The organism is Hominimerdicola alba 8 (assembly GCF_000178155.2).
Classification (GTDB): Bacteria; Bacillota; Clostridia; order Oscillospirales; family Ruminococcaceae; genus Hominimerdicola; species Hominimerdicola alba_C.
Map to the genome: position 1 here is coordinate 1 of NZ_ADKM02000122.1, position 16,913 is coordinate 16,913.

At 48.6% G+C, this 16,913-nt stretch carries 17 protein-coding genes; 8 read left to right on the forward strand and 9 right to left on the reverse strand.

Annotated features, from left to right (window positions below; all coding sequences use genetic code 11):
- Positions 1–38: 38 nt before the first annotated feature.
- The 5 genes from CUS_RS14125 to CUS_RS14145 are packed head-to-tail and all read right to left on the reverse strand — an operon-like array spanning position 39 to position 5,036.
- On the reverse strand, positions 39–758 hold the full coding sequence (locus tag CUS_RS14125; protein WP_002852116.1) for a glutamate synthase: 720 nt from the start codon (positions 756–758) through the stop codon (positions 39–41).
- On the reverse strand, positions 758–1,993 hold the full coding sequence (locus CUS_RS14130) for an NAD(P)/FAD-dependent oxidoreductase (RefSeq protein ID WP_002852351.1): 1,236 nt from the start codon (positions 1,991–1,993) through the stop codon (positions 758–760). Before CUS_RS14130 ends, CUS_RS14125 begins: the two co-directional genes overlap by 1 nt.
- 5 nt (positions 1,994–1,998) lie before the next feature.
- On the reverse strand, positions 1,999–2,427 hold the full coding sequence (locus CUS_RS14135) for a 4Fe-4S dicluster domain-containing protein (protein WP_002852153.1): 429 nt from the start codon (positions 2,425–2,427) through the stop codon (positions 1,999–2,001).
- 12 nt (positions 2,428–2,439) lie between these two features.
- Positions 2,440–3,945: a glutamate synthase-related protein gene (locus CUS_RS14140; RefSeq protein WP_002851999.1), complete on the reverse strand. Its 1,506-nt coding sequence runs from the start codon at positions 3,943–3,945 to the stop codon at positions 2,440–2,442.
- Complete coding sequence (locus CUS_RS14145) at positions 3,945–5,036, reverse strand: class II glutamine amidotransferase (RefSeq protein WP_002852278.1); 1,092 nt, start codon at positions 5,034–5,036, stop codon at positions 3,945–3,947. Before CUS_RS14145 ends, CUS_RS14140 begins: the two co-directional genes overlap by 1 nt.
- A gap of 543 nt (positions 5,037–5,579) precedes the next feature.
- Here CUS_RS14145 and CUS_RS14155 point away from each other — a divergent pair.
- From CUS_RS14155 to pyrE, 4 genes are all read left to right on the forward strand, one after another.
- Positions 5,580–7,184, forward strand: a complete 1,605-nt coding sequence (locus CUS_RS14155) for a CTP synthase (RefSeq protein WP_002852166.1) — start codon at positions 5,580–5,582, stop codon at positions 7,182–7,184.
- Positions 7,181–8,608, forward strand: a complete 1,428-nt coding sequence (gene purF, locus CUS_RS14160; RefSeq protein WP_002852370.1) for an amidophosphoribosyltransferase — start codon at positions 7,181–7,183, stop codon at positions 8,606–8,608. The genes CUS_RS14155 and purF overlap by 4 nt, the downstream gene beginning before the upstream one ends.
- Before the next feature lie 2 nt (positions 8,609–8,610).
- On the forward strand, positions 8,611–9,795 hold the full coding sequence (locus CUS_RS14165; RefSeq protein WP_002852109.1) for an LL-diaminopimelate aminotransferase: 1,185 nt from the start codon (positions 8,611–8,613) through the stop codon (positions 9,793–9,795).
- A 280-nt stretch (positions 9,796–10,075) separates the two neighbouring features.
- Positions 10,076–10,735: an orotate phosphoribosyltransferase gene (gene pyrE / locus CUS_RS14170; RefSeq protein WP_002852333.1), complete on the forward strand. Its 660-nt coding sequence runs from the start codon at positions 10,076–10,078 to the stop codon at positions 10,733–10,735.
- A 293-nt stretch (positions 10,736–11,028) separates the two neighbouring features.
- Here pyrE and CUS_RS20105 read toward each other — a convergent pair whose 3' ends face one another.
- Entirely contained in the window at positions 11,029–11,181 is a 153-nt protein-coding gene (locus CUS_RS20105) for a hypothetical protein (protein ID WP_002852105.1), read from the reverse strand.
- Positions 11,182–11,259: 78 nt separating this feature from the next.
- Positions 11,260–11,841 (reverse strand): M15 family metallopeptidase, encoded by a 582-nt coding sequence (locus CUS_RS14175; protein WP_002852172.1) that lies wholly within the window; start codon positions 11,839–11,841, stop codon positions 11,260–11,262.
- A gap of 29 nt (positions 11,842–11,870) precedes the next feature.
- Between CUS_RS14175 and CUS_RS20510 the strand changes: the two genes are divergently transcribed.
- The 4 genes from CUS_RS20510 (at position 11,871) to CUS_RS18805 (ending at position 14,780) form a co-directional block, all read left to right on the forward strand.
- On the forward strand, positions 11,871–12,053 hold the full coding sequence (locus tag CUS_RS20510) for a hypothetical protein (protein WP_227945473.1): 183 nt from the start codon (positions 11,871–11,873) through the stop codon (positions 12,051–12,053).
- Between the two features lie 63 nt (positions 12,054–12,116).
- Positions 12,117–13,244 (forward strand): stage II sporulation protein P, encoded by a 1,128-nt coding sequence (spoIIP, locus tag CUS_RS14180; protein ID WP_002852011.1) that lies wholly within the window; start codon positions 12,117–12,119, stop codon positions 13,242–13,244.
- A 220-nt stretch (positions 13,245–13,464) separates the two neighbouring features.
- Positions 13,465–14,313 (forward strand): helix-turn-helix domain-containing protein, encoded by an 849-nt coding sequence (locus tag CUS_RS14185; protein ID WP_002852079.1) that lies wholly within the window; start codon positions 13,465–13,467, stop codon positions 14,311–14,313.
- A gap of 23 nt (positions 14,314–14,336) precedes the next feature.
- Positions 14,337–14,780, forward strand: coding sequence for an NUDIX hydrolase (locus CUS_RS18805; RefSeq protein ID WP_002852043.1), 444 nt, complete (start codon positions 14,337–14,339; stop codon positions 14,778–14,780).
- Between the two features lie 35 nt (positions 14,781–14,815).
- On the opposite strand, the gene CUS_RS14195 is transcribed toward CUS_RS18805, so the two are convergent.
- Positions 14,816–15,799, reverse strand: a complete 984-nt coding sequence (locus CUS_RS14195) for a cadherin-like beta sandwich domain-containing protein (protein WP_002852193.1) — start codon at positions 15,797–15,799, stop codon at positions 14,816–14,818.
- 50 nt (positions 15,800–15,849) lie between these two features.
- On the reverse strand, positions 15,850–16,743 hold the full coding sequence (locus CUS_RS14200) for a polysaccharide deacetylase family protein (RefSeq protein ID WP_002852047.1): 894 nt from the start codon (positions 16,741–16,743) through the stop codon (positions 15,850–15,852).
- Between the last annotated feature and the right edge of the window lie 170 nt (positions 16,744–16,913).

Consider the following 16,913-nt stretch of genomic DNA (forward strand, 5'->3'; position numbering starts at 1 on the left):
AGCACTCTCGTATTAACGAGGGTGCTGTTTCGCTGTATTCAGTTTGCCACATACATCTGTCTGTAAGGGTTGCGGCTGTCAGGCATGACTACTGTGAACGGGTGATCCAGCAGTTCTTTCAGGTCATGTCCGAAATAGAAGCAGAACCGCCGCAGATAGTGGGCTATCTCTTCCATCTCGCTTTCGTCCGCAAGGTGGGTGTGTACCTGATGCGGGAAGTGTATGCCTTTGCATTCCGAACGCAGGAACATCTTTCCGCCGTGCATGCCCGTTGTCGGGAAATTTCCCACGATGGGCTTGTCATTGTCAGCAAGCCCCAGCACGATTATTATGCCGCCTGCCTGATATTCTCCCAGAAAACTTCCTGCCTTGCCGCCTATTACCAGAGCGGGCTGTTTTTCCTTGTACGCCTTCATGTGTATGCCCGCACGATAGCCTGCGTTTCCCTGAACGTATATCCTGCCGCCGCGCATCGCATAACCGACTGCATCACCGACATTTCCGTGTATAACGATGGTGCCGTCGTTCATCGTGTCGCCCACAGCATCCTGCGCGTTGCCCATTACCTCCAGCTTTGCACCGTTGAGATAAGCGCCCAGCGCATTTCCGGGTATGCCGCTGATGGTCACTGTCTTGTCAGAGATGCCTGCCGCGATGAAACGCTGACCAAGACAGTCGTTTATATTGCATGTGCCGCGCACACTGCGAAGCATTTCGTTGAGTTCTTTGTAATCAAGACCTGTTGCATTTATATTCATTATACCGCACCTCCCAGCTTTCTGCGGCGTATCTCGGGTGAGAATATCGCCAGTGACGGGCTTGCTTTCAGCATTTCCAGCGCCCTTTCGTCAAGACGGGTCTTTTCGCGCACCAGCGAAGTGTAAACGCCCGCCCTGTTCACATCACCAATGATGATGAAGCCTGCCAAGCAGTCATCTTTCACGTAAAGCCGCCTGATGCCGTTCCCGCTCTTTTCCTCAAATATGTCCGCATCTGCGGGGTAAGCGCCTGCCGTTGCACAGTGCAGTCCGAAAAATCCGATGGAGTTCATGGGTATCAGGTCATTCAGCGAACTTTCGCCGCCTGCCATGTTTATGCCCGCACATCGTCCCTGCATGTAGGCGTTAGGCAGTATCGCCAGCACGCGGTTTGTGCCTGTTGAACTGTCATAGCCCTCCGAACAGTCGCCTGCCGCATAAATGTCGTTCACCGTTGTCTGCATGGTGTCGTTTATGATTATGCCCCTGTTGACCTCACAGCCCGCCTGCGCCGCAAGACCAGTTTCAGCCCTTACGCCCACAGCCAGCACCAGTATGTCAAATCCTACCTCTGCACCGCTCTTCATAAATGCCTTGTTTCCCTTGAATTTCACAGCGGTGTCGCCCAGCATGAACTTCATGCCCTGCTTTTCGAGATGCTCCTGCATCACAGCCGCGCATTCGCTGTCCAGTATCGAGGAAAGCACCCTGTCAGCAAGGTCGCATACCGTCACCGACCCTACGCGCCCCATGATGCCCTCAGCACATTTCAGCCCGATAAGACCCGCGCCCACTATCAGCACGCGGCTGTCCTTTGTCAGCGCCTTTTCAAGCGCAAGGCTATCATCGAGAGTCATAAAAGTGAAGTGCTTTTTCACAGTTTCCAGCCCCTCAAATTTCGGCACGAAAGGCGATGAACCTGTGCAGATGCACAGCTTGTCAAAAGTTTTCTTCTGCTTGTCGGCAAGTGTCACAGTTCGCTTTTTCGGGTCGAGTTTCTCTGCCCTGCCGTAAATCAGCTTTACACCGTTTTTCCCGTAAAAATCCTTCGGGCGGTAGAGCATTCTTTCAAGGTCGGTCTTACCCTCAAGATAATATGATATGAGCGGGCGGGAATAAACGTGGTGTTCCTCAGCCGATATGACGGTTATGCCGCTTTCGCGGTCTGTACTGCGTATGCCCTCGATACACCCCACAGCCGCAGTGCCGTTGCCGATTATAAGATATTCGCCCATTTTACTCACCTCTCCTCATAAACTATGGCATTGTTGGGGCAGCCTTTTACGCATGCGGGCGAACCGCAGCTGTTTGCAAGGCAAAGCTCGCATTTCTGAGCCGCACCGTTCGCGCCAGCCGCTACCGCACCATACGGACAGACCAGCACGCAGGTCAGACACCCGACACATTTTTCGCGGTCTATCTTCACCGCACCGTCCTCAATGGAAATAGCACCTGCTATACAGCTTCTTACACAGAGCGGGTCTTTGCAGTGTCGGCATGATACCGCATAAGTTATGCCGTCTGCTTCTTCGATATGTACATTCGCAAAAACAGGTTTCCCTTTCAGCGCCTTTACCATGTCGTCAAGCCCCGAATTTGCATAAGCACAGTTGTATTCGCACAGGTGACAGCCCAGACACCAATCTTCATTGACATATACTCTTTTCATATCAAAGCCTCCTTACTCGCCCGCGTGGGAGATGCCCAGTATCTCCAGTTCTTTAACTGTCAGACCAACGCCGCGCAGCATCAGCCTGTTTCCGCGCAGGCTCTCGATGGAGTTTATGCCCATGCCGCCCATCAGTTCCTTTATCTCATGCCGCCATGCGTCCATCAGGTTTACCAGCCGCCTTGAACCGATGTCGGGGTTCAGGCGCTTTACAAGGTCGGGACGCTGTGTCGCTATGCCCCAGTTGCACTTGCCGCTCTGACAGGTACGGCAGAGATGACAGCCCATCGCCAGCAGTGCGGCTGTTGCCACATAAACTGCATCAGCGCCCAGCGCCACAGCCTTTACCACATCAGCCGCCGAGCGAACGCTTCCGCCCACAACAAGCGATACGTTGTTGCGTATGCCCTCATCTCTCAGCCGCTGATCGACCGATGCCAGTGCCAGTTCGATAGGAATGCCCACATTGTCGCGTATACGTGTGGGTGCCGCACCCGTTCCGCCGCGAAAACCGTCTATGGCGATAATATCTGCGCCGCTTCTTGCTATGCCGCTGGCGATAGCCGCAATATTGTGTACCGCCGCAACTTTTACGATTATCGGCTTCTTGTATTCGGTGGCTTCTTTCAGCGAGTATACCAGCTGACGCAGGTCTTCGATAGAGTAGATATCGTGGTGAGGTGCAGGTGAGATAGCATCCGAACCTTCGGGTATCATTCGCGTGCGTGATACATCGCCCACTATCTTAGCACCGGGAAGATGTCCGCCGATGCCGGGTTTTGCGCCCTGTCCCATCTTTATCTCCACAGCCGCCGCCGCTTCCAGATAGTTCTTGTGTACGCCGAAACGCCCCGATGCCACCTGTACCACCGTATTAGGTCCGTAGATGTAGAAATCTTCATGCAGACCGCCTTCACCTGTGTTGTAGCATATGCCCAGCTCAGTCGCCGCCCTTGCCAGCGAAGCGTGTGCGTTATAGCTGATAGATCCGTAACTCATCGCAGAGAACATCACAGGCATCGAAAGTTCCAGCTGTGGTGTGACATCTGTTACGATATCGCCGTTTTCATCGCGCTTTATGCGGCCGGGCTTCTTGCCGAGAAATACTTTTGTTTCCATCGGTTCTCTCAGCGGGTCGATGGGCGGGTTTGTCACCTGCGAAGCGTTTATCAGTATCTTGTCCCAGTAAACAGGCAGAGGTTTCGGGTTGCCCATTGATGACAGCAGTACACCGCCGCTGTTTGCCTGCTTGTATATCTCTTTTATCGTTTCGTCAGACCAGTTCGCATTCTCACGCAGGCGGCAGTCGCTCTTGACTATCTTCAAAGCCCTTGTGGGACACAGCGAAACACAGCGCTGACAGTTTACGCATTTTGTTTCATCAGCCACCATCACACCGAGTTCGGGGTCAAAGCGGTGTACCTCGTTGGAACACTGCCTTTCGCAGACGCGGCAGGCGATACACCTGTCCTTGTTTCTCTCCACCTCAAATTCGGGATATATGAAATGTTCGACCATCAGAATTTACCCTCCTTGACCTTAACTATGACAGGTTCGCCGCCTGCGGGCGCATAAAAATTCTCAGCATCGGGTTCCATCACCCTGACTGCCGCTTCCTCGCTGGCAATGAACACGCGGTCGTCCTTTTCAGCAGTTATCATCGAGCGAAGTTTCAGACGGTCGTTGAGCGCCATCAATCCGCCGTTCCAGCCGTAAACTATCGAGAACGGACCCGTTATCAGCAGACTTGAGAACACCGTTCTCAGATAAGTCAGCTTCTCTTTTTCTTTTTCGGGCTTGCCGTTTATCGTAGACCAGAAAGGTGCGGCGATGACCGATGCCGCCTCTTCCAGCGTAAGTCCCTGCCGTCTTATCAGATAATCGAGGATATATGTGATGACTTCGGTATCGGTCTGCAAAGTACATTTGTATCCGAACATCTCAATGAATCTGCTGTTTGCATCATAACTCGATATCTCTCCGTTGTGTACCACCGAACTGTCCAGCAGTGAGAATGGGTGAGCGCCGCCCCACCAGCCGGGCGTGTTTGTCGGGTAACGTCCGTGTGCTGTCCACGAATAGCCCTCGTATTCCTCCAGCTTGTAGAATACTCCCACATCTTCGGGAAATCCCACTGCCTTGAAACAACCCATGTTCTTGCCGCTGGAGAAAACATATGCGCCTTTCATTTCGGTGTTTATCTTGGTCACCGTCCTTGCGACGAACTCGTTCTCGTCCACCTGTTCGGATAACAGCATCGAACCCAGCGGTCTGACGAAGTAACGCCATATTATCGGTTCGTCGGTTATCTGCGGTATCTTGCGTGTGGGGATAAGCTCGCCCTTTACTACCTCAAAGCGTTCTTTCAGAAAAGCCTCGCAGTCCTTGCGGGTAGAACGGTGGTCAAAGAAAAAGTGGAACGCGAACAGATCCTTGTATTCAGGGTAGATGCCGTAAGCCGCAAAGCCGCCGCCCAGACCGTTCGAGCGGTCGTGCATCGGCTTCATGGCATTGTATATGACATCGCCCGTGATACCCTTGCCCTCCCGTGAAATGACCGCCGCTATGGCACAGCCGGACGGTATGCGTACTTCGCCTTCAAGTTTCATTCATATCACTCCTAAAAAAAGATAAGACATCCATACCCACTGCCCTGATCGCAGTAAAGAATGAACGCCATTGCTCATCGCTGTTTGATTGAATATGCAAGCATTATATCTTAAAAATCCATTTTTGTCAGCATACTGCACGAACCTCTTCGTCCATCGCAGGTATGCGGTCGTAATGACCCGATATTTCCGACAAAAAAAGATTTTCGAGAAAAAAAGATAAAGCGCCCATACCATCTGCACCATAAGTGCAGAAAGAATGAACGCCATTGCTCACCGTTGTTTGATTGAATATGCAAGCATTATATCTCAAAAATTCATTTTTGTCAAGCGAAATTTGCAAGTTTGTGAAATTTCTGCAAGATTTGACTTGTCTAACTTCATATTTTTGTGCCTGATGTTATTGACAAATACGGTATTCAGGTGTATAATACATACATAATAACAGAGGCAAGGGCGTCTCGGAGAAAGTTCTTCGGGCGTACCTGCCTCTTTTTTTGTGCCTTTTTCAGGCGCATACAAATAAAACGAGGAGTTGTGTACATGAGAAAATACATATTCGTAACAGGCGGTGTCGTGTCGGGACTCGGCAAGGGCATAACTGCCGCATCGCTGGGCAGACTGCTGAAATCACGCGGGCTTATCGTTGCCGCCCAGAAACTCGACCCATATATAAACGTTGATCCCGGTACTATGAGCCCTTATCAGCACGGCGAAGTTTATGTCACCGAAGACGGCGCTGAAACCGATCTTGATCTGGGTCACTACGAACGCTTCATCGATGAAGACCTGAACCGCTATTCCAACCTGACCACAGGCAAGGTATACTGGAACGTGCTGAACAAAGAAAGACGCGGCGAGTATCTCGGTTCAACAGTGCAGGTCATACCGCATATAACCAATGAGATAAAAGAGTTTGTCTATTCTGTCGGCAAAAAGACCGATGCTGATGTTATCATCACCGAGATAGGCGGCACTATTGGTGACATTGAGTCACAGCCGTTTATCGAAGCAGTCCGCCAGATATCCCTTGAAGTCGGCAGAGAGAACGCTCTGTTCATACACGTCACACTTGTGCCCTTTCTCAGCGGTTCTGATGAACACAAGTCAAAGCCCACACAGCATTCGGTCAAGGAATTGCAGGGCATGGGCATAAACCCCGATATCATAGTCCTTCGCTGTGACAGACCTCTTGAAGAGTCCATCTTCCGCAAGATAGCACTTTTCTGCAATGTAAAAGAAGAATGCGTCATCGAGAACCTGACTCTTCCCGACCTTTACGAAGCACCGCTGATGCTTGAAAGTTCAGGTTTCTCCGAAGTCGTTTGTCAGCGGCTCGGTATCACCGCACCACGCCCGCATCTTGACGAATGGCGCGAGATGGTCGAACGCATCAAATCACCCGACAGCACTACAAATATCGCTCTTGTGGGCAAGTACACCGAACTTCATGATGCTTACCTTTCAGTGGCGGAAGCACTGCGTCATGCAGGCTACTCTCTCGGCACACATGTCGAGATAAAGTGGGTGGATTCAGAGAAGCTGACTGATGAAAATATCTCAGAAAAGCTGGCAGATGTCAGCGGCGTTATCGTGCCAGGCGGCTTCGGCGGACGCGGCATAGAAGGTATGATAACCGCAGTAAGGTATGCACGCGAGAACGGTCTGCCCTTCTTCGGTATATGTCTGGGCATGCAGATAGCTGTCATCGAATACGCAAGAAACGTCTGCGGCATTGAAGATGCCGATTCGGGCGAATTCAACGAACTTTGCAAAAACAAGGTCATTGACTTTATGCCCGGTCAGAGCGACTCTATAGATAAGGGCGGTACACTCAGACTGGGCGCATACCCCTGTAAGATAGCTGAAAATACCACCATGCACCGCTGCTACGGCAGTGAACTTATCAGCGAGCGCCATCGCCACCGCTACGAGTTCAATAACGATTACCGCCAGCGCATGACTTCTGCTGGACTGACCCTTTCAGGTATTTCGCCCGATGGCAGACTGGTGGAAACTGTTGAACTGACCGACCGTGATTTCTACGTGGGCGTCCAGTACCACCCCGAATTCAAAAGCCGCCCCAACCGTCCCCACCCGCTGTTCGTAGGCTTTGTTTCAGCAGCAGCCAAGAGGTCTGAGATATGAGCGGTCTGCATGAAGAATGCGGTGTGTTCGGCATTTGGTCACCGAACAATTCGCCGCTTGCCGAAACTGTTTACTACGGACTTTACGCACTTCAGCATCGCGGTCAGGAGGGCTGCGGCATAGCTGTCTGTGAGGACGGTGTTATATCAGCCCATAAAGATATCGGTCTTGTGGGCGAGGTCTTTGACCACTCGTCACTTGCACAGCTTCCATGCGGCAATATGGCTGTGGGACATGTGCGCTATTCGACAACAGGCGGTAATGAACGCAGAAATTGTCAGCCGATAGTTGTCAACCACATGAAAGGCAGAATGGCAGTCGCACACAACGGAAATCTGTCAAATGCCTATGAACTCCGCCGTGAACTGGAACTTTCGGGTGCTATCTTCCACACTACATCAGATACCGAAACGATAGCCTATATAATCACTAAACAGCGTCTTGTAAAACCTTCTATCGAAGAAGCAGTGCTTGCATCAATGGATATCATCGAGGGTGCGTATTCGCTTGTGGTCATGTCACCTACAAAGCTGATTGCAGTAAGGGATCCTCACGGTTTCAGACCTCTCTGCTTCGGTAAACTTCCCGATGGTTCATACGCTGTTTCATCTGAAAGCTGTGGGCTGACAGCCATCGGTGCTGAATTTGTGCGCGATATCGAAGCGGGCGAAATGGTCATTTTTTCATCGAACGGCGTTCGTTCTGTAAAAACACACTGCAATACTAAACCGAAACAGGTCTGCATTTTTGAATATATATATTTTGCCAGACCCGATTCTGTAATTGACGGTATCTCCGTACACAAGGCAAGACTGCGTGCAGGTCGGATACTTGCCGAAAGCTGTCCAGCAGAAGCGGATATCGTCATCGGTGTACCCGATTCGGGTCTTGATGCGGCATTGGGATTTTCACAGGCATCGGGCATACCCTACGGGATAGGTCTTATCAAAAACAAGTATATCGGGCGGACTTTCATCTCGCCCACCCAGTCTTCCAGAACAGACAAGGTGCGCATCAAACTGTCGGCAGTCAGCGAAACTGTACGCGGTAAAAGGGTAGTACTTGTCGATGACTCGATAGTGCGCGGTACTACAGGCGGTCGTATCGTTTCGCTTCTGCGTGAAGCAGGTGCAAAGGAGATACATTTCAGAGTATCGGCACCGCCGTTTCTTCACCCTTGCTACTACGGAACAGATATCGACTCCGAAAAAGACCTGATAGCCTGCCATCGCACCCCCGAAGAGATAGCGGCACAAATGGGTGCTGACAGTCTTGGCTATCTTCCTGCCGAAAGGCTGGGAGAACTCATAGGCAGTGATGACTGCTGTAAAGCCTGCTTTAACGGCGTCTATCCAACAGCTGTTCCCAAAAATGCCGTTAAAGACAAGTACGAAATGAAACTTACGCCCCCGAAAGGAGAATGAAAATGCTTACCCCTAACATGAATTACTCGCATCTGAAAAGTTCCTATCTTTTCTATAATATCGCCCAAAAAACAAAGGCGTATCTCGCAGAACACCCCGATACTCACCTTTACCGCATGGGCATCGGGGATGTTTCTTTACCGCTGTGTGATGCTGTCATCAAGGGGCTTCATGCGGCGGCTGATGACCAGTCAAAGGCTGATTCATTTAACGGTTATATGCCCGAATGCGGCGCACCTTTCCTGCGCACTGCTGTTGCTGATTATTACCGCACACGCGGAGTGGAAGTTGCTGATGATGAAGTTTTCATATCAAGCGGCGCTTCCGATGAACTGGGCGATATCCTCGACCTTTTTGACCGCTCCAACCGTTCTCTTATAATCGAACCTGCCTATCCTGCTTATGTCGATGCAAATGTAATGGGCGGCAGGGAGATAGTCCATCTTCCGTCATCGCGTAGTAACGGTTTTCTGCCTTTACCCGATGGTGATACCGATGCCGAACTTATCTACCTTTGTTCTCCCAATAACCCCACAGGTGCCGTTTTCAGCAGAGAACAGCTGAAAAAATGGGTGGACTTCGCCAATGCACACGGCTCGGTCATACTGTTCGATGCGGCTTATGAAGCCTTCATAGAAGATGCTGACCTGCCCCACTCTATCTTCGAGATAGAAGGTGCCCGCACCTGCGCCATTGAAATATGCTCCCTCTCAAAGACAGCAGGCTTTACAGGTACAAGGCTAGGTTACACTGTCATACCAAAAGAACTTAAAAGGAACGGCATGACTTTCAATGACATGTGGGTGCGCAACAGGACGACCAAGACCAACGGTGTTTCATACATTATCCAGCGCGCCGCCTGTGAAGTATTCACTCCCGAAGGTCAGCGGCAGATACATGAGAATATCGCTGTATATAAGCAGAACGCCTGCACACTTATGCAGGCACTCGATAAGCTGGGCATCTGGTATACAGGCGGCAGAAATGCCCCTTACATCTGGATGGAGTGCCCTAACGGAATGGGAAGCTGGGATTTCTTCGACAAACTCCTCAATGAAGCACAGATAATAGGAACTCCGGGTGAAGGCTTCGGCAAATGCGGCGAAGGCTATTTCCGCTTCTCAACTTTTGGCAGTCCCGAAGATACAAAAACAGCCGCAGAACGTTTGGTCGCTCTGCTGAAATAGTTTTGCGCTATCACATTTTTATATATTCTCCCTCGCCGCAGACGGGGGAGAATATATTTATAGAAGCCAATATCTGTACTTATAGCAATCCGCCTTAAAATTCAGACAAAATCCGGTCACAAAACCCATAAATCCGAGCTTTAGCGACCGGATTTTGTGAATTTAAATAGTTGGATTGCTATAAATAACAGGTCGCCGTAATAGTTTTTTGCACAGTCTTGAAATCCGCAGAAAAGTGTGATATAATATAGTATATCAATTACCGAAAGGAAAGTGCATTATGACTTACAAGGAAGAATTTATCAGATTTATGGTAGACAGCGGCGTGCTGACCTTTGGCGAGTTCACACTCAAAAGCGGAAGAAAAGCCCCCTACTTCATCAACTGCGGCAATTATAAGACAGGCGCTCAGCTTGCCAGACTGGGTGAGTATTATGCCGAGTGCATAAAGGATAACGATATCCCCGTTGAAACTCTTTTCGGACCTGCTTACAAGGGCATACCACTGGCTGTTTCGGCGGTCGTTGCTCTCAGCAATAAGTTCGGCTATGATGTTTCTTACTGCTTTGACAGAAAAGAAGCTAAAGATCACGGCGAGGGCGGCATGTTCGTCGGCAAGAAGCTGACTGATGGTGAAAAGGTAGTTATCATCGACGATGTTATGACTTCGGGCAAAGCACTGGGCGAGTCTATGCCCAAACTGAAGAGCGCCGCTGATGTAGATGTAACAGGTATGGTCATCACCGTTGACAGAATGGAAAAGGCTCTTAATACCGAACTTTCCGCTGTTCAGCAGGCGTATAAGGACTATGGCGTGAAAGTTTACTCGATAGTCAACATGAACGATATCATAAAGGCTATCGAAGACGGCATCGTTGACGGCAAGGATTATCTTGAGCAGATGAAGGCTTACCGCGCACAGTACGGTGTAGAAGGCTGATCTTGGAAATAATAATGGTTACAAATTGAAATTATTTGTAATTTAAATGAAATAATATGTAATATCTTTGTTCTTGTAAAAATCTTCACAGTGTATTATACTATTGAATGTAGAACAAAGAAAGAAAAGAATGAACACTAAGAAATTACTCTTAGCTCGTTTCATCCTCTCCAAAATTTTTACACAAGCAGGAGGCAGTCGTCAGACTGCCTTTTTGTTTTATATTAATTTCCAGAATGTGGATCTAAACTGATAAAAAAAATCGGCTCGGCAAAACCGAACCGACATTGATATCAGATACCGCACTCGTCATAGTCCTTCCACTTTTCGTAGTGCTCTTTCTCCTCGAAATATTTATACACCAGAAATGCAGTGGAAGCCACTACCAACAGCAATGAACCCATCAAAGCCCAGAATGACTTTTTTTCAGAATACTTTTTTGACATTACCTGCACGTCCTTTCATCTTGTCTTTTGATTATTATACTACATTGGTCGAGTAAAGTCAAGTATTTCACATAGTTTTCAGCATGTGGTGTATTTGTCGGAATAAAAATGCAGGAACTCTTCAAGACATATCCCGCTCTCAGTTATCAGCCGCGCGGCTTCCTGCCCGACATATCGATAGTGCCAGGGCTCGTAGTCTATGCCTGTCAGGTGCTCTTTCATTCTCGGATATCTGAGTATAAAACCGTACTCCTGTGCGTGGCGGCACAGCCATTTTCCCTGTTCCGTTTTGTAGAAGAATACCTCTGTGTCATCGGCTGACGGCGTACACAGGTCGGCAGCAAGACCTGTGCTGTGTTCACTGCATCCGGGAAGTGCCAGCGTCCTGCTGACAAGTGAGGTCGCTTCATTGTAGGAAAGCCCCTTGCCCATCTCGCGGCTTATCTCCCTTTCCCACAACATTTGCTGGTACTCCTCTGAACGGTAGCCCGAAAGTACACCGATGTCGATCCCGTCAGATGATGCCGCATACAGCATCATTTCAAGGCATTCAGCAGTCTGACTTTCAAATAGCCTGCCGCACACATCTTTAAGTTTTATTTCATCGGTAAAGCCCGCAGGCAGCGGCTCGAATTTGTTTACGAGGATAAGATAGTTCATGTCAGATAAGCCTCCGTGTATTTTGTTTCGTGGTTATCCCGTTGACACACCACAAAAACGGCGTTTTTACAGAACTTAAGGCGGTTGGCGTATATCTTTCCCCCGCCTGCGGCGGGGGAAAGATAACATCAACTCAGTATTTCCTCATTGATAAAGGTATTTTGCAGTGGTGTGCTAAAGGGATAGTCATATTTTGTTTTATAGTATGCTGAGGTTAGTAAAATAGTTCGCATAAAAAAGCATGTCCCGAATATATCTGTATTGAGGTGGTTTTTATGGAACTAAAAAATATATGTCTGCGGGCGCTGGCTGTCATCTGTGCGGTGTTCGTTCTGCCGATGGGGATATTTGCTTTTGCTGAAAATTCGGACAAGCTGTTTGTCATAGCCAGAGGTTCTTCAAAACTAGTGATGTTGGATAGAGCCGGTGACAAGCAGCATCGCGGCAGCAGCCTGCCTGTGGGTGCTGAGATAAACGAGTCCAACTACTGGGATATCGCCACTGCTCCCACCGAGACCGAGCCGGAGCCGACTTCTGCCGAAGTGCCAAGCCCTCTTCCCGCTGAGGATGTAAACGACCTGATACCCTACCCGACTGAACTCACTGACCATGACGGTGTTATTCAGAAATACACCTACGGTCACTATGATGACACATCGTTCTTCGACCTGCCTGGCGGCGGACAGGTGAGAAACTGTACTGACTATGACAGTGCCGAACTGCTGGAACTGAGCAAAGCAGGTCTGCCGTTTGATACGGTATATAATGACGGCGAACCTGTCATACTTATCTATCACACCCACGCCACCGAGAGTTTTGAACTCACCGACAGAGAGTGGTATGATAAAGATTTCGGCGGCAAGACCACCGAACGTGACAAGAATATAATCTCAGTGGGCGACAAGATATGCGAACAGCTTGATGCGGCAGGCATACCCTACATACATGATACGCTGGTACACGATTATCCCAGTTATGATGATGCCTACTATTCCAGCCGTGATGCTGTGCAGAAGATACTCGCAGAATATCCGTCAATAAAGGTATGCCTTGATATCCACCGTGACGGCATCGAACGTGAGGACGGTACACGCATTTCGCCCGTTGCCGAGATAGACGGCAGGGAGGCTGCGCAGATAATGCTGATCTCCTGCGCTGATGACGGCAGCGGTGATCTGCCCGATTTCAGAGAGAATTTCCGTTTCGCGAGCGTTTTGCAGTCAAGACTCGAAAACGAATACCCTTGTCTTACCAGACCGATACTTTTTGACACGCGGTTCTACAATCAGGACTTATCTACAGGTTCGCTGTTGATTGAAGTCGGCAGTCACGGCAACACCTTGGAGCAGGCGCAGTATTCGGGCGAACTGATAGGGAAGACACTGGCAGGATTATTTTTATGATCATGGTTATCCCGCCGAAACACTTTATTATAGTGATTCAACTTTTCAGCGAGCATTGACAATAGCAGGCGGTTTTCTTTGTTATACCTTCATTTTTTAGTGGCGTATCAAAGGGAGGACCATATTCCTGATTTACTCAAAAAGTCAAGACAGATATGAAAAATCATGCTATAATATAGCCATAGTAACGTTACTGATATCATAAAGGGAGTGAAAACATATGACAGCTAATGAAGAACAGAGATTTGATCACGGTTTTGCAACGTTCGTAACTGCACTGGGCTATATCGAAAGTCACCTCTGTGAGGAGATAACGCAGGAAGATATAGCTGCTGATTGTTACGTGTCACTGTCCTCGCTGCAAAAGACATGGAAATACTGCACACACTACAGCATAAAGGAATATATCCAGAAACGCCGCCTGACACTTGCAGGCCGCGACCTTATGGAGAATGACATCTCGGTGCTCGAAGCTGCCATGAAATACGGTTATAACTCCCACGAAGTCTTCACGCGCGCCTTTACTAAGGTATGGGGCGTGTCGCCATCAAAGTTCAGAAAACATTGGAAAGGGGACTGTGGTCTTTATCCCGCCCTTAATCCCGAATATGTTGAAAGGAATGATTATATGAGAGTTAAAAAATACGATATCAGCGAATTCTATGATTATCTTAGAACACAGACAGGTACATTCGTCCTCTGTTTTGATGTTATCAGCCTTATGCCGATAAACGATCAGCTCGGCAGAGAAGCGGGCGACAAGGTAATACTTGAATCCTTCCGCAGGATAAATGAGGCTGCCGAAGATAATATGATATGTCTGAGGCTTGGCGGAGATGAGTTTGCCATGATAACCGAGAGCCGTGACCCCGATGAAGTTACAGCGATCGCGGAGAAAGTCATCTCACAGAACGGCAATAAGGTGCCGTATTCAGGCGGCGAGGTCGCGGTGGCTCTTCGCTGCGGTGCCATAAGGATAGGTGAACATTTGAAATACTCGGTGCTTTGCAATGATTTCAACGAAGTCATGGAGAAGGCAAGAGAGTCCGGCAAGATGGAGTTTATGTGATATCACGTTAAAGAGGTGTTGACATGCGCAGCAGAAGTCTGGCTTTTGTGATAAGAAACAGGAAAATATTGGTTGAAAAACTGTGCTATGACGGTCGCATTTTTTATTCGATACCCGGCGGCGGAATTGAAGCAGGTGAAACGCCTGAGCAGGCTGCGCTGCGTGAACTTTACGAAGAATGTGGTCTGAAAGGGGAAATAAAACGAAAACTCACAGAGATATACAAAGCAGACGGAAGTACAGAACATGTCTTTGAGGTAAATGTACCTGATGACCTGACACCGATAGTCGGATACGACCCGGAAGAACCGGCAAATGCGCAGCCCATAATGGACGTTGGCTGGCTGGCACTGAATGAAATGTCAGAAAAAGATCGTGCTTTCATGTGGGCTTACGGTCTGATGGAAGCAGATGGCTTCTTTGATGAACTTCTTAGCTGGGGAGATGCTGTAAGCTATCCTATATGAAAAAACGCAGTCCGTTAAGGCGGGCTGCGTTTTTGCTATTTCTTTTTAAAAAGACCTCTTAACCAGTATAATACTATGAACAATGCCACCACCAGAGTTACCAGAATTATCCCCAGTGCGGGATTGAGTGTGTCTTTATAGATGTCATTAATGGTCGATGCAGGAGCGCTGTTGACTTTCTTTTCGTCTGAGCCGCTTTCGTCTGATGCGGCGCGGATCACGTTTACAGTGTACACGGTCGAACTTCCATTGGCAGAAGTAACGGTGACAGTCCTCAAATTGCTGCCGACTGCCAGTTCGTCACTGCCCGTGTAGGATATCACATCGTTATCGTCTGACGCTGTGCCGCTCAGCTGTGCGCTCTCAGCCGAATACGCCGCATAGACAGTGTACTCAAATACATCGGGTGAAAAAGCAGGCGTCAGCAGACCTGCGGTACAGCTAAGGTCTGAAAGAGTGCCTGAAGATGCCTGATGTTCAGGTTCTTCTTCTGTTGATGGAGTCACTGCTTCGGTTTCGGCAGATGAGTCGTTCTCTTCTGTGTATTCGGGCGATGGTACAGCAAGCGATCCATCCGGTGATCCTGTTTCTTCAGACTCCCCGCCATAGTCATCTACATGAACATACGCCACCGCTGACGGCTGTGACAGAACTATGCCGTCAGTCGAGAAAACATATCCGTTAGAGAGTGAAACTGTGCAGTCACCCTCACCGACCGCCACGAAAGTAAGCTGACATTCAACGGTATCAGGTGAAACAACAGGAAAGGCGTTCAGCGTAAGAAAACCGCCGCCGCCCACAGCGTCGCCGCCAACATATTCGATAACGCTGTCATCATATTCTACAGAAGTCTGCATATAACCGATGTTTTCATCAGAATATACATTTATGCCGACAGTAAAAGTGTCACCTGCATTGGTCGTGCCGTCAACTGTGATGCTGTCATATGTATCTGCGCAGGCAGTAAGCGGAAACAGTGCGGCTGTCAGCAACAGTGCGGTGATAGCTTTCAGCTTCATTTTTAACTCTCCTTTGTTTTTTCTAATTATACATCACTTTTTTCCGCAGGTCAACCGTTTTCATATTCTTTGAGCAGTTTTTTCATAAAGCTGTCAGTTTTGTAAAAACCTGAGCGGTTATATCTGTGCAGTCCGAAAAGACATTCGCTGTCACCTTTGACGATGTAATTCGGCATCTCCTCGACTCCCATCGAGGCTTCAAAACCAAGTCCTTTGACAATGTTTTCTGCTTCGGGGCTGATGAACCCGTAGGGATATGTAAAGCAGTTTGGCTTGAAAGCACAGTTCTGGTCGAACAGCTTTTGCAGACCTTCGATATCTGTCAGCAGTGCATGCTGATATTCTGCATCGTTCTCGCCATCTTTCCTAAGAATGCCTCTGCGGTCATCAAGGCTGTGCATATCGTAGCTGTGATTGCAGAACTCATAATATCCGCTTTCACGCATCTCGTTTATGTCACACCACCTAAGATATGAATATGCCGCAGACGGCATGTCACCACTCTCGGAGGCATCAAGCGTATATGAACCCACAACAGAGATAGTCGCTTTGAAATCCTCTTTTTTCAGCAGACCGATAAGGTATTCATAATTGTTGTAACAACCGTCATCAAATGTCAAGATAATCGGCTTGTCAGGAAGTTCTCCATTGTAGTTTACAAATCTTATCAGGTCGTTGACGAAAACAGGCGTAAAGCTATTTTGCTTGAGCCACTCTATATCAGCCTCTATCTGGTCAAGACTGACCACGTATTCACCGCACTTGTCACCGTCAAGCGTTATACTGTGATACATTATTATTGGTACAGGTATACCATCGGTCTTTTGGTGCTTTTCTTCCTGCTGAGGTGCCGCAAAAGTGCTTTTTATCCCCGCTCCTACTGCTGCAGCGATAGTCAGCAGCACCGCCGCCATCACCTTGTTCAGCTTTATGGTCTTGAACATTTTCTTACCTCCGGATCATGTTTATTGTATCGTTTTATAGTTTATATGCAGATGCTCCAAAAAAAATTCAAAAAAATTGCATTTCGCTCTTGAAAAAATTGTGCAAATATGATATACTTTTAATTAGACGTAAAGGGATTTTAAGCGTTTTGATAAATTTTTTAACGGGA